This window comes from Eisenbergiella massiliensis (genome assembly GCF_003435485.1).
In genome coordinates, this window is the sequence record NZ_QVLV01000002.1 from 471,740 (window position 1) to 486,131 (window position 14,392).

8 protein-coding genes and 2 pseudogenes are annotated in these 14,392 nt (G+C 38.2%); 1 reads left to right on the top strand and 9 read right to left on the bottom strand.

Features of this window, described 5'->3' with window-relative positions; genetic code table 11:
• Positions 1-2: 2 nt before the first annotated feature.
• The 4 genes and pseudogenes from DXC51_RS04735 to glmS form a co-directional block, all read right to left on the bottom strand.
• Positions 3-1,166 (bottom strand): Coenzyme F420 hydrogenase/dehydrogenase, beta subunit C-terminal domain, encoded by a 1,164-nt coding sequence (locus DXC51_RS04735; protein WP_117543948.1) that lies wholly within the window; start codon positions 1,164-1,166, stop codon positions 3-5.
• Complete coding sequence (locus DXC51_RS04740) at positions 1,153-2,280, bottom strand: polysaccharide pyruvyl transferase family protein (RefSeq protein WP_181970027.1); 1,128 nt, start codon at positions 2,278-2,280, stop codon at positions 1,153-1,155. Before DXC51_RS04740 ends, DXC51_RS04735 begins: the two co-directional genes overlap by 14 nt.
• A 4-nt stretch (positions 2,281-2,284) precedes the next feature.
• A complete protein-coding gene (locus tag DXC51_RS04745) occupies positions 2,285-3,412 on the bottom strand; it encodes a glycosyltransferase family 4 protein (RefSeq protein WP_117543950.1) in 1,128 nt (375 codons plus the stop codon).
• 391 nt (positions 3,413-3,803) lie between these two features.
• Positions 3,804-5,671 (bottom strand): annotated as a pseudogene (gene glmS, locus DXC51_RS30530) (glutamine--fructose-6-phosphate transaminase (isomerizing)).
• Positions 5,672-7,509: 1,838 nt separating this feature from the next.
• Between glmS and DXC51_RS30535 the strand changes: the two are divergent.
• A pseudogene (locus tag DXC51_RS30535) lies at positions 7,510-7,722 on the top strand (DUF6444 domain-containing protein); the annotation flags it as partial.
• A gap of 128 nt (positions 7,723-7,850) precedes the next feature.
• On the opposite strand, the gene DXC51_RS04760 reads toward DXC51_RS30535, so the two are convergent.
• The 5 genes from DXC51_RS04760 to DXC51_RS04780 all read right to left on the bottom strand — a co-directional run bounded on the left by DXC51_RS04760 (position 7,851) and on the right by DXC51_RS04780 (position 14,344).
• Positions 7,851-8,291 carry a hypothetical protein gene (locus tag DXC51_RS04760; RefSeq protein ID WP_147332336.1) on the bottom strand — a complete coding sequence of 147 codons (441 nt, stop codon included), beginning with the start codon at positions 8,289-8,291 and terminating at the stop codon, positions 7,851-7,853.
• Positions 8,204-9,439, bottom strand: coding sequence for a hypothetical protein (locus DXC51_RS04765; protein ID WP_117543952.1), 1,236 nt, complete (start codon positions 9,437-9,439; stop codon positions 8,204-8,206). The genes DXC51_RS04760 and DXC51_RS04765 overlap by 88 nt, the downstream gene beginning before the upstream one ends.
• Before the next feature lie 23 nt (positions 9,440-9,462).
• On the bottom strand, positions 9,463-11,031 hold the full coding sequence (locus DXC51_RS04770; RefSeq protein WP_117543953.1) for a hypothetical protein: 1,569 nt from the start codon (positions 11,029-11,031) through the stop codon (positions 9,463-9,465).
• Positions 11,006-12,472, bottom strand: coding sequence for a hypothetical protein (locus DXC51_RS29260; protein WP_147332337.1), 1,467 nt, complete (start codon positions 12,470-12,472; stop codon positions 11,006-11,008). The genes DXC51_RS04770 and DXC51_RS29260 overlap by 26 nt, the downstream gene beginning before the upstream one ends.
• Before the next feature lie 879 nt (positions 12,473-13,351).
• Positions 13,352-14,344: a synaptonemal complex protein 1 gene (locus DXC51_RS04780; protein ID WP_117543955.1), complete on the bottom strand. Its 993-nt coding sequence runs from the start codon at positions 14,342-14,344 to the stop codon at positions 13,352-13,354.
• Positions 14,345-14,392 lie beyond the last annotated feature (48 nt).

Sequence of the window (14,392 nt, forward strand, 5' to 3'; positions counted from 1 at the left end):
GTTTACAGCTTTTTTATGAAGCTATATTTTATCCATTCCGGAATATGGTTTTTAACAAAATTTTTTAGGGATTTTGGGGGAATCATCCTTTCAACAACATCGCTATCCTTCAAGCTATACTGGATTCTACATCCAACATCTGCACTCTTAATCACACTAGAATTGCTGGCAACAACTGCTTCATATTGAGACTTTTCCTTCCGAATAGTTTTTCTTGGAATCTCTTCGAATAAACGTTTCCCCTTATCGCTATAGATCAATACCGCAGATGCCCCGTACTTCGCATCAAAACTAGGATGAGCTTTCTCTATTCCCCAAAAGTCACACAACAATATATCTCCAGTGTGATTAAAATTTTTATATTTACAGTGATAGCAGGTGTCTCTTAATGTTTTTCCCTTCAGAAAAGATGCATAAAATGGATCTTCATTGGAGTACTTATAAATCTTTCTTCCATTCTGATCCTCAAATGAAAATGTATAATGCTCTCCCTTTTTATGCTTCACTTTATTTCTAAAAGTATAGTTTGCAATTTTAATGCTGTATTTTGCTTCAAGCCATGCAATATATTTCGCAAATAGACCGGGTGCAGGTACTCCGTGGCAAGCTACTTCCACAGCATAGAGAGTATCATAGTTTTTCCCCAAATAAGAGCGAAGTCCTGCAATTTGACATCCAGTTCCGCTATATAAAACTGGAACACCGTTTTGCAATAGGCCTTGCACCTCTTTGAAAGTATCAGCCGTATTCGATTGAATGTATTTCGACTTTTGAATGTTGAACAACGCATCTATTTTGGTTACTTTAATATGCTTTACACGGAAACCAACCTCCCACGTACAACCAAATACAACGCCGTTTTGGGATAAAATTTGTTCTGCAAACAGTACAAATACACCACCGGATGTGCTCTCTTTTAGAATATCATCTCTGATATCCGCAGCAGCCCAAACTTCGACTACTTTATTGACGAATTCAGTATTTTTCCTTTCCGGGCAAACATCCACACACAGACCGCATGAAATGCATCCATCACCAATCTGAGGGAGTAAAAAACCGCGATCGTTCTCAACCATCTGGATGCAATGTTTTGGACACTTCTGATAACAAGCACCACAACCATTGCAAGACTCTTCACCTACATTCCCTAAATTACACTTCATCATTCATTCCTTTTAAGCATACATTTAGCCATTCTTTTGACTTAGACGCATTTCTTCCCATTTTCCTGTGCAGCGCTTCCCAATTTAAATCACGACTCTTCTCAATATCCTGAACACCGGATATCATACAATCTTCGCACCCATATGTTTCTAGCAAAGTATAAATTCTGGAATTTTGTGACCTAATACTCGCGTCATCAAATCTTTTTGTTACATATAAATCCTTTTTGAAAACAAATGAGAATATACTTCCATGAAAAGAATCAGTGATTACAGCGCAAGAATTCTTAACCAAGCCAAGCCATTCACATGGACCAGCATTTTGAATAACCACGCCTTCAAATGCGTAGTGTTCTTTTTGCGTTGGAACCAGAACAAGTTTACAGCTATATTTCTGCGCAACCTTTTTTGCAATTTCTTCGTATGACTTCTTATTTGACAAAAAATAAGCAAATACATATTTTTCGTTTATCTCAGGATTAATCACTAACTCATTCCATTTCTCAGGCTCCAGCAATAGTGTTGGATCCACGTTTATGGGCACATTTTTTCCGATCAATGCATTTACAATTTTTGCACCTGTATTTTCACGGACAGAAATCTCAGAAAACTTTTCCAAATAGTTCTGAATAATTTCTTTCTTTTTGGTAGGAATTTCACTTACGCCAAAACTGCATGCATAAGCATATCTACGTTCATTCTCAGATAAAAAGTTAAAATAATAAACTGGATTCAGAAGCATAGGGGACCAGATTTGATCCGAACCACATATATATGCATCATATTTCCCTGATAGATCAGTCAATGTGTCTGCTTTGGAGTATTGTTTTGTTAAATTAATGTTCTGATTCATAAATTGTTCAAAGGCTAGATCTCTCTTGGATAATAATTCCGGTTCTCCTTGTTTTCTGCTTAAATATCCATCAAATTTTTCTCTAATCAATGAAAGTGAGTTATGACATTTAATCAGATTTTTCACTTTCTCTATTGTAGAAGGCTTAAAGTCAATATTGCTAACTTCATATCCCTCTCCCTTCAGGAAACTTTGCAGTGCATACGCCTGCAGAAGAGTGCCATAGTTTCCATTATGTAACCATGTTAATATTGCTATTTTCATTATTTCAATCCATTTCCTTGTTAAATAATTCACTATGCTCCGCAGAAACTCTCCGAGCGTTAAACCTGTTATGTACATCTTCTATACCCTGTGCTACTAATTTATCTTTCAGCTCATCTTTCTGATAAATTTGCATCACTGCTTTATATGTACCAACAGGATCGTCTACACTAACAAGTAAACCATTTTCTCCATCCCGAATTATATTCGGAATGGCATCAACTCGGCTTGCAACTATAGGCTTACCCGCCATCATATACTCCGGTAGAACCAATCCGAATCCTTCCCATCGGCTTAACAAACAAGCAACATCGAACAGTTCCACATAACTCATCGGATTATCAACCCACCCCGTGATATGTAAGCTATCATTAAATCCGTTCTCTTCTGCATACTTTCTGACTTCATATTCCTGTTCTCCATTACCCACAATAATGAAATGCGCATTCGGAATTCTATCTTTCACCAGCCTTGCCATCTTGACAAAGACATCAGGTGCTTTCTGCAGACTCATTCGTCCAACCATACCAACAACAAACGCATTTTCTGGAATATTTAGGTCTTTTCTCTTGACAGAGCCATGCACTTCTTTTTCATATGCCTCAATATCCGCTCCATTAAAGATGACCTGCAGCTTATCAACTTTGCAAATCTTTTTCTCCAATGCAGACTGTTTCTCCGCATCTGAAATGCAGATAATCTTATCGCAGAACGGTGCTGCAATTTTTTCAATGGCTGTGTACATTGTTTTTTTCCTGGTAGAGCATCTCATATTGAATGCCCACCCATGCGGATTGTATATACAACAATTCCTCATCCCAATGTCAGCAACTCGTGCAATTGCACCAGCCTTACTAGAGTGAGCATATACAATGTCTGGGGTATACTTCTTTATTAGCTTTCGGACTTTTCCAATTGCTCTTAGGTCATTGCTTCCAATCGCTCTAGTCATCTCAATTTGTTCAAATGATTCAACTAGGTCTTTGTAGTCTTCACCATCAAAATCATGTGAACAAACCAATATGTTTTCAAACTTTTCTTTATCCAAGTACTTGAGAAGCATTCGGATGTAGCAATCCACGCCGCCGGCAGCCTGTGCTACATGCAGTATTCTGATTTTATTCTTCCTCATCACTCAAACACTCCTCATCTTTTTACTTTCATTGAATCTATATACATATCTATTGGGCATGGACGGATGTTCTTTTCCAAATGCACCGGGCATTCCTCACACTTGGCTAAGTGTATTACCTTGCAGTCATTCAAAGATATGAACACCGTATTGTCACGGCATCATGTTAAATATTTTTTATTCCTATGTAGGTTGTATGTAATTGTTAATGCGTTTTACCATGGGTTAAAATTCTTAGAAGAATTCTGCAAAAACTTGTGTATCAGGGTCTAATTTGTCGCTTGCTTAACTATCACAATAGCAACTCAAAATTCGATGATTTATCAAACTCTTCTTTGCTTCATTTTAAAAATCTCCCATGCCAAAATGGCATTTTTTTCTCTACCTCTACCTACTCCACCGTCACGCTCTTCGCCAAATTTCTCGTTTTATCAACATCCAGTCCCTTTGCAACACTCACGTAATATCCAAGTAACTGTAGCGGTATTACAGCCAGTGAAGCCATAAATCTTTCATCCACCTTTGGAACATAAGTGACAAAATCTGCTGTTTCCTCAATTTCATAAATTCCATAAGCAGTTACTGCACATAGATTCGCTCCACGGCTCTTGCACTCGACCATATTGCTCACTGTTTTTTCATAGAGCTCGTTCTGTGTAAGAACACCAATTACAAGAGTCCCATCTTCTATCAGACTAATCGTGCCGTGTTTCAATTCACCGGCTGCATACGCCTCAGAATGGATATAACTGATTTCCTTTAGTTTCAGGATGCCTTCCAGACATACAGCGTAATCAATCCCTCTTCCAACAAAGAACACATCCTTCTTGTTTACACACTTACTTGCAAACCACTGTATTCTCTCTTTATCATCCAGAATCTTTTCAATCTTAACTGGGATGGATTGGAGTTCCTCGATAAGGTGAGTATACTCATTCTGTTCAATCTCACATCTGGCCTTTGCAAATTGAAGTGCAATGCAGTACATTGCCATAAGCTGAGCACTATACGCTTTCGTTGTCGCAACTGCTATTTCAGGTCCAGCTAATGTATAGAACACATAATCAGCTTCACGAGCAATCGAGCTTCCAACCACATTTACAATTCCCAGGGTCTTACATCCCTTTTCCTTTGCCAGTCTTAGATCCGCCAAGCTATCCGCAGTCTCTCCTGATTGACTAATCACCATGACCAACTGCTTTTTGCTTAATAGTGGTTTTCTATAACGAAACTCTGATGCCAGTTCAACGCGAACCGGAATTTTTGCAATATCTTCGAACACATACTGGCCGGTCATTCCAACATGCCAAGCAGATCCACATGCCACTATTGTGATAGACTCAATTTCCTTAATTTCTTCTTCACACAACCCCATCTCTGCTAAGTCAATGTTCCCGTCTTTAAGAACAGAAGCAAGCGTATCAGCTACCGCCTTCGGCTGCTCATGTATTTCTTTCTTCATGAAATGCTTGTATCCGCCCTTTTCAGCAGCCTCTGCACTCCATTTAATTTCTACAAGTTCATTACCAACCTCATCACCATTCAAGTCAAAAAAATAAACTTCTCCCTGTTTAAGCTGAGCCATCTAATGATTTTTGATGTAATATACTTGTTTCGTATATTTCAGAATGGCCGGAACATCTGATGCCACATAAGTTTCCCCATCCGAAATGCCTATAATCATAGGAGAGTCTTTTCTTGCAACCCAAATCTCGTCTGGAAAGTCTTTAAACATCACTTCAAGAGCATATGAGCCACGAACACGTACCATTGTTTTTGCAATCGCATCAACCGGACCAAGCTTATACTTTTTGTAATAGTAATCAACAAGCTTTATAAGCACTTCCGTATCTGTGTCACTATAAAATGTGTAACCGTTTTTCAAAAGCTTCTCTTTCAGTTCCACATAATTTTCAATAATTCCATTATGTACTCCAACAACATCAGCCTCTACTTCTCCAGATCCTGATCCAGTGCAATTACCACTAACATGTGGGTGCGCATTCTTCTGAGAAGGTTCACCATGTGTAGCCCATCTCGTGTGTCCAATACCACATGTTCCAGATAAAGCATTTCCTCCATCCGTTTTTTCTGAAAGAGCAGAAAGTCTGCCTTTGGCCTTAATAACATTTGCCGGTTTTTCTCCGTCTCTTACCGCTAGCCCGGCTGAGTCATAACCTCTATATTCAAGTTTAGACAGTCATCCAACAAGATTGGAGCCGCCTGTTTTTTTCCAACGAATCCTACAATTCCAAACATAAAACTACTACCTCTTCACGCACATTAAATTGCGTGCCCTTTCCCATATGTCTATTTCTTCAACCACAGGGCTTTCCAACAATTTCAGTGTCTGCTTTCACGCTTACATCACACTTCCACTAAACTTTGATGGATATACATAACTGCTATTTGCCAAAGTATTCTGTGAGTAGTTTCCATCGAATTCACAGCAGTATCATCTGTGTTCAATCCTCGTTCTATCCAATTCAGTTTATTGTGATAATCCGTGTTCCTCTTTCCCCACAATAAACTGAATTGGATATAGACTTATTCACAGTGCTATTGCCGTATTACTACATTGACTATCCTCGGAAATTCTTGATTTATAAGGCTCTTCCACACAGCATCAGCCCTCTGCATACCTCACCAGCACCCACAGCTTTTTATAGCACTACTCCAACCATGTCTATCCAAAGCACCGATTTCCCACTAACCAAACCCTCATTGGATAGACCTGTCACACACGTCCTTGAACAGAACGCCCCGTTGGATACGCACAACCAACTGTGTACATCAGCCTGCGACCAAGTTTTTTCAGCGTTTTCTCTGTTAATCTACCTCCGAAGCTCGCCTTAATTTCGCGTTATTTCCTATAGCGATACACACACCATGTCTATCCAAAATGCAGATTTTCAGTAGTTTTAGTGGCGAGAGTGTGGTTTTGAATCCTTTTCCACTAATTTTCTTGGATGAGAACATCACTTTTTCCTTGTGAGTAACTCATTTTTCATGATTTTCTCTGTCATTTTAAGCCACTAATTTCGTGGCATAGACATTCGCAAGTACTGCTATAGCGACGAAATCCACATTGCTATATACTGTTTTCGTACCCAGCGTTGCGGTCAAGTCCGGCTTATTTCAGCCAGATATTTTTCTATACACAAATCCTGTATGGGCGATTTCCGGTTGTTGATCATCTCTACTTTTCCGGAATGATGTCACAGCCGTTACATGTTTATGCTGTGCCAGAAGCACCTCAATAGACTAATCGATATACCTAGACTCGCAACTACAATATTAAGTTTTCTGTTTTCCAAAGTTTCCAATAGTCTTAGTCCATCCAGATTTTTTAATTTATCATCAACTAAACTGTTAACAACCGTAGCGAACCTAAATTTCAAGAGGCGTTATGTACCTACATCTTCCCTTTACGTCGGGTATGAGTGTAAATTCATCAAATTTCCATCATATTAGCATAAACCATTCGTATCAACGAAAGTTTTATTTTCACCCTACAATTCAGGTTGCTTTCCCTGTGGAATTTAGATGATCTGAAACAAACTTACTGTTTACTTTTTATTCTTATTTTCCATCTTCTCCTACACATTTGTGGTATAACCAACCTTAATTGTGTACTTTTTCTGAGGCATCTTTTTATCTCCTTCATCTATTACATTTATTTCTTCTATAATCATTGACTTCTTCTATATCATTGAAAGATCGTAACTATTCAGAACCCCTAATTGCGTTCAAGTAACATTTGTACAAAACAGAGAAATTTATTTTTCTGTTTTGCGTTATGCTTCCTGTAATCTGTGGATAATAAAGCCACAGATATTACGGAAATTGTTTTGTTGTGGATTACTTCGCAAATAATTGAAATAACCATGTTTCAGGGCTGTAAGCTACAGCTTTTGAATAAATTCAGCGACACCTGAACCTTGAAATTTGATACTTATCCACCGTCATTTTGACTATAGTTAAATTTATGCTAATTCGCTTTTTCCTTAATTTTCCTGTAAAATATAAGCATAAAATCAGGAAAGAAGGTGGTCTGGATGCCAATTAATATCACGGAAGAATTTGTGCGCAATCTAATGGAGCAGAATACTGCACTCATTGCACAGGTTGCAAATCTCTCCGCAACTGTTGAATCTCTTAACCAGACCATCAAGGAACTTCAGGAGCAGTTAAATAAAAATTCCAGGAACAGTTCTAAACCACCTTCAAGTGATGGGCTAAAGAAGCTGCCAGTTAATAAAGACAGAAGCCTGCGCGGAAAAAGTGAAAAAAAGCAGGGTGCACAGGATGGACACAGCGGTGTGTATCTTTCTGTTCTTGCGGATCCGAATGAGGTGAAACATCATATGCACCCGGACTGTACCAGATGCCCTTATCACGATTCATGTCTCGAAAGAGCATGTGTAAAAGAAACACGTCATGATATTTCACCACTTCCTACCCCACCGCTGTCTTTCTTCTCACTGCCACCGTCTTCCTTTTCTTCAGGTACAAGCTGTTGTGTCTGTGGTGTTTGCTGTATCTGCGGCAACTGCTGAATAGCAAGCGCATTTTCCAATGTCTCCGTCCGCTCTCTCAGAATTTCCAAATTCCCTTCCAGTTTTTCTACCTGCTTCTCTAAATTCTCTATCTGCAGTTTCATATCTTCAATTACTGTCGTTTCAGAAATCATTTCTGTTTCAACATTCCCGTTCGCATTCTCCGGCTGCATACTTTTTTTTACATCAGCTTTCCCCAAAGCAAAGCCCAATAAAAAAATCACCACCAGAATCACCAGGGCCAGGACACTATAGAGAATTTTTCCTTGTAATGTACTTTCTTCCTCCGCTCTATTATCATATTCAAATCCCTTTTCCATTTTTTATTACCTCTCTTTTCATTTTCAACGGAACTTTCAGGCAATCCATCAAGTAGAAACATTTCCTCAAAGTAAACATATGGTTCGCTTTCCTGCCAACGTTCTTCTGCCTCATTATAAAAGTGCTTCAGGAACTCACCGGCCTCTCCTTCTACTTCGTTGACCCAAAGATATTCCTTATCCCAATAATTCTTCAACTGGCCTGTTACACATATAAGAAGTTTGCCATCCGGCACTTCTTTCCCTGATATCTGAAAAGTTTCTTTCATTTTTTCATCATCTAATGAATCATGCTTTGTATAACATTGAATTTCATCATTCACCCATTCCTTTATCCTGCCATTTTCCCATAAATAGCTCTTAATATCCCAATAAAACCTTGCCTGTTTTGGTACCTCAATTGAAAATGACAGTTGCCACTCATTCCGCTTGTCCCGGCCCACTCCTTCTTGCTCCTTATATTTATACAGATACAAACTGTTATTTTCCGTTTTTTCATCTGTCTCAAGTCCATAAGATATCCTTTCTAGGATATTTTTATATTCCAGATTCACCATAAGGAAATCCAGATTTCCTGAATTAAAATTCGAATATTGCGCGATTTCTGCAGGCACGACATTGGCTACCCCGGAATATACGTTCTGTATTTCTCTGTCTTTTTGTTCATCGTTAGATATGACAAAATAATCCTTGTCCTCTTCCATCTGTTCGTCTTTTAGTTGATAAATAATATCCTCATATACATCTCTGACACCTTCTCTGGAACCTGACAGGGAAATCAGCCAACCGCTGTTGCTGTTCTCTCCAAACCATAATAAAGTCTGTATCTTCTGTAAGTCTTTTTGTATTTCTTTAAAAGAAATACTGTTCTCTCCTATTACTTCTTCCATTCCATCTTCAAAAAAATAAATATTGATACTAACTGGTTCTCCTTCTGCATCTTTCGTATAACTTTTTTGTATCCGGTCAATGACATTTTTTATTTCTTTTGCATTTTCTTTTTGCTCCTCTGCCTTTTTCTCAAGAATTTGATAATCATCATCTATATGGACGGATACCAGTCCCGCATTTTGTACCGCATTAATCTCTTTTTTGCCAACGAGGCAGAAACATATTAAAATGGCTGGCAAAATTGCTGATTTTTTCATTTTCCTTCCCCCGTCGGTACATACTAATCAGGCTTAACGTCTCCGACTTTAAACAATCCTACAAATCTGACTCCCTGCGTATATTTATTCAGTTCAGAATATTCCACTTGTATCTTTATAATTGATTCTTCTTTCACCTTGCCAAGTATTATGAGGTTGGTTCCTTCGACACGGCACCGGGGGGTTGTCTGATTCTTATTCTTATCAAACCAGGCACTGTAAACAAGTTTATCCTCCGGGTTGTGCAGCAGCCCATGTCTGCCCTGTCCCGTCTGAACTATGCAGCCAATATAGTCGGATAAATTAATCCGTACCTCTTCATCCGTTACTGCTATATTTGAAAGTATATCTTTCAACTGACTTTTATCTGAAGCAGCACATATATCTATCTTTGGTGCACTGACAAGCACAGTCTGTCTAATTCCAACCGCACATTTTCCAAAACGTTCTACAGTTACCTGATATTCCCCTCTGTCCAGATAAATACTTCCTGCATATACCGGCTCTTCATATGTAAGCGGCATATTGTGCTTCTTCTTTGTATTTCTCTCTGTAAAACAAAGACAACTGTTATTCATTATGTCAGTCGGCTTTCCATCATATTCCGCCTTAATTATCACTTCAAATTTGCTTCCTTCATAAATGAAATCCGTAAAGGGATCCGTCTGAAAGCTGACCGTAATCTGAGGTATAAGCATAACCTCACATTTTCTATCCTTTATCACTCCTGCCAGTTTTCTCAATTCTCTGCCTTCCGTATAGTAAAAGCAGCCATTTTCAGTATCATCGCTTCCCACCAGGGTCATTCCTGAAGCATCAGATTCCGGCAAAGGTTCATTGCAGTGAACATAATACTCATCCGCTTTCCCATTGGTATTGCTCAGTTGAGAAAAGCTTTCCCAGTTCATACCGCATCCGTACATGATTTCCGCGCACATCTCTAATACTTCTTCTGCCGCTTTTACTGTATCCGTTTTCTTTCCTTCCTGAAGCCGAATCTCTTCCACTCCATTCAGTTTCACCTGTTCCAGTCCATTAACTCTTTCAGACTCATTTTCCCATGTAATAAGGTGCAAATGGGCATTTTGAACTGTTCCCCAATTCATTGTTTCGTAATGACTGCTGTTTTTACTGTCATACATATCTGAAATTATAATCACTTCCCATGGCTCATTAATATCACCATTCTCAAGCTCAACATCATCTGTCTTCAGATCTAAAATATTTTCCAACACTTTATCCAGATCCGTATTCTTTTTGCCGTAATCAATGAAACTATCCCAGCTCACCTCCTCACTCTGTAAAGAATAATTATTCCCCAGTTGGGAAACATCTTCATCAAAGGTATAGATTCTGCATTTTACCCTATCCGATTTATAGAAATAGTCGTACAGCAGGGAAAGAATATATTCCCTGTACTCCTCCATACTTTTTACAGAACCACTGATATCCACATAAATACAGACTTTTTTCATAATTTTTAAATCATCATATCTCAGTGTTTCTTCTGCCTTGCATTCTGTTGCCCTAACGAAGAAGGACAGGAACAGTATTGTGATAAAGAACTTAATACCTATCTTCATTGTCTTCATACAACAGTACCTCCTGTTCAAAAGTTGCCTCCATATTATCAGTATTGAAGGCCCTGTCCATCAGGACTTCCAATAAAAGATCATAAAATTCATGGCTCAGAACATAAAATTTTGTACATTGGTCTATCTCATCCAGCAATGGAAATACCAGTTCCGCCTCCATCAGGAAGCCAATTTCAGCCTTCATCTTCGAGGGAATAGAACCACTGTCAATAACGAGTCCATTTACCATCTCCGCGCTTACTGTTATAAGTTTCTCCAGGTTATGTGGAATATAGGGCTTAATTTGGTATCTGTAATCTTTTTTAAATTTTTCCTTTTCCTGTTCATAAAATATCTTTCTCTGATAATAATCGTCCGCCTTTTCCACCAATAGTATTTCCCTGAACAGAGGCATTGCTTCAACCTGGCTCAGCATGGTTTCCGCATCAGTTTTCAGCAGGCTCTCCAGACAGTTTATATTCTTTTTTTCTTCCTCTTCTTTTTTAAAGTTACCATTGTTAACCACCTTTTTCAGCCGGGCTGAACTGATCCAATAATGAAGTGCAGACATCAGGAACAGAATCACAGTCATGAAAAGCAGATAAGCCATCAGGGGCCATCCGATATATCTGATCAACATTCCGCCTGCAATGACTGCCGCAGCGGTAAGGCATATAACAACATTCCAATGAGAATCCCGCTGTTCTGAAGCAATATCTATGTATTGGTTAATAAATGCTGCAGCTATAACATTTCTTTTTTTCAAGGCTTTTTCTGCAGGTCTTAAATGCCCCCGAAGGAAACATAAAACCAGAATAAATCCTTCCATAATCACTCCCATCACAATCGACATAACTGTTTTAGGGTAATCATAAAAGTGCATCCTGTCGGCAATAAGATACCAAACCTCTTCAAAGGATCTTTCCTGGTCACTCACTTCCTGGTCAATGATTTTGAGCCAGTTCAGCGCGCCAAGATAATTTCTATAGGAGCTTTCATGGAAATTGGGGTAACCGCTGATTTTATCCGGATTTACATCTCTTATGCTGCTGAAGATTTCCATCTTTTCCAAATAATGATAAATTAATTCTGCATATTGTTTTGCCTCACCTTCCGCGTTCTCACCACTACTATCAGCAGTACTATCTAAGAAATTTTGTATATTATCAAGTGGGTCCTCGTTTTCCGATGCAAAATATACCCGCATGATTAAATAATTATCTACTGCTATTTTTAAATCGTTTAAATCATAGCCTGTTTCTCCAAATAAAATATCGGAATTTTGATCATAAACGTGCATATCATCCAAAAATAATTTAAAATTCTCAGCAAACTCCTCGGCTTCAAAATCAGCTTTTCCGTTTGCAAGTTCATTAATAATATCAGTCGCTCTTGATGACCGATCCTCTTCCTCTGCTTTTTTGCATATATCTCTCGCTTCATACAGGAAATCATTCAAAAAATCTTTTGTGTTTTCATAATATAACTCCAGCTTTTCTTTATAGTGCTGCTGATCTTTTTCCAGGAACCGGACCACCCCGTATTCTCTGTCCGCCGCCGTTTCCCGCGCAATTCTTTGTTCACATAAATAAACTGCAGAAAAAAATGATAAAATCAAGCCGGTTACAATAACCGCAAATGACATAATAACTATTTTCCCGATCTTTGCTATTTTTTTCAGCTGTCTATTTGCACCTTCCTTATCACCTGAGTTTATGCAGACTGTTTTATATACACTTGCAAAATTATCATTGTCCACTTTGCCTGTATTTGATATTTTTCTGCCTGGTATTTTTTTTGTCTGATAGTACCTTGTTATTCTCCTTGCACGGGCATATCTTGGGAAAAAATATCTGACAAGCCTGGAAGAGAAAAGCAGAAAGGCTGTCTGCAGCCCAAAAGCCATAAATATTGCTGATACAGTATCAATTACATTATCCAGCCCGCCTGTTACCATAAGGAAAGATGCTGCACTCAGGAAGGTAATGGCATAATTCATCATGACAAACTGTGCACTTTCCGAAAAATGTCCGAAAAGAAGCGTCCTGATCCCATCCTTAAAGCTGATTGCACTTTTCACGGCATCAATAATGTCCACTATCAGCGCAGAAATATATAGTATTAATTCCTTTATGGCACCCATAATGCCTTTGCCGAGCCCTGTTTTTCTCATCTGCTCGTTCCCAATGAGAATAATGAGTATTATCGCTGTCAGAACCAGCCAGAATAACTCGTTTTGCCCAAGATCTATCAGCTTTTCCTTAACAATTATGGACAATTCATTCAACTGTTTATCCAAAATTCTGCCCCCATAAAACTGATTTACAGCTTATATTCCTTATCCGTTTTCTGATGTGATTATTTTTCCTTTATTAAGCAGTATAATTTTATCTTGTCCTACTATTTTTACTTCGGCAGGTATGATTTTGGTGATTTTTATCTGATCGTCTGCTTTAGGTTCTATGTTAAACAATTTTTTGTATCCGAAATCATCACACTTACTTGATGAAAATTCTCCACCCGTTTTTAGTCTTCGTGGATAAATATATATCTTCTCTAAATTTTCTATAATTTCAAATGGGCCACTACCATCCAAACCGTAAAACATTCCCTGTTTCCATAATAAATCATCATCTTCCAGATTTTTCAGCTCAATATTAATAGGTTTTCCGCTTCCTTCTTTCGGATAGCTAACAGGAACTTCTTCTTCCTTTGTAGTCTCCGCTTCTGTCTGTATCCCGCTGTCATTTCTTTCTTCATTGTCCGGTATCGTTTTTGCAAGAGATTGCATTTCATCTGAATCTGATATTTCAGCAATATTCTCTTCTATTGCTTCATCTGTTGTTGCTTTCTGTTCCTCTTTTACTAAGTGTTCCCTCGACAGTTCTCGATCTTCAAGAATCTGAGATTGCCGCTTCACAATAAATTCTAAGCTCTGTTTTATTAAGCTAAGCACACTTAGTAATCTATCAATCTTTTCTTTTTCATTTTCCTTCAGTTGTGTGTTTTCATATTTCAGGTTTTCATACTCATTATTTAGCTTTTCATGCTCATCTTTTAAGTTTTCGTACTTATTTTTGATTTCCGTATTTTCCTTATCTGCTTTATCTCCGAGTGAATAAAAACATTTTTCGAGGTTCCTAACCTTCCAGTATTTAGAAGATAAGGCGATTAAATAAATGATTGTAAACAAAAAAGCCCAATGCACCGAAAAAGGCTGTTTGAATATACCGAGCATCCACAGTACGAAAAAAAACGGGATTAACAAAAGCAACAATGAATAAAAAGCATCTGTCAATTTGAATACTTTCTTCACATTTTCCCCTTCCATCTTGTTTTTCCTGCCGTTTTCAAATGCTTTGCCTTTTGAAAGCGGCAG

Excerpts from the sequence above, each read along its gene's own strand:
- DXC51_RS04735 (WP_117543948.1), bottom strand. The coding sequence starts at position 1,166 with ATGATGAAGTGTAATTTAGGGAATGTAGGTGAAGAGTCTTGCAATGGT.
- DXC51_RS04740 (WP_181970027.1), bottom strand. The coding sequence starts at position 2,280 with ATGAAAATAGCAATATTAACATGGTTACATAATGGAAACTATGGCACT.
- DXC51_RS04745 (WP_117543950.1), bottom strand. The coding sequence starts at position 3,412 with ATGAGGAAGAATAAAATCAGAATACTGCATGTAGCACAGGCTGCCGGC.
- DXC51_RS04760 (WP_147332336.1), bottom strand. The coding sequence starts at position 8,291 with ATGGAAAAGGGATTTGAATATGATAATAGAGCGGAGGAAGAAAGTACA.
- DXC51_RS04765 (WP_117543952.1), bottom strand. The coding sequence starts at position 9,439 with ATGAAAAAATCAGCAATTTTGCCAGCCATTTTAATATGTTTCTGCCTC.
- DXC51_RS04770 (WP_117543953.1), bottom strand. The coding sequence starts at position 11,031 with ATGAAGACAATGAAGATAGGTATTAAGTTCTTTATCACAATACTGTTC.
- DXC51_RS04780 (WP_117543955.1), bottom strand. The coding sequence starts at position 14,344 with ATGGAAGGGGAAAATGTGAAGAAAGTATTCAAATTGACAGATGCTTTT.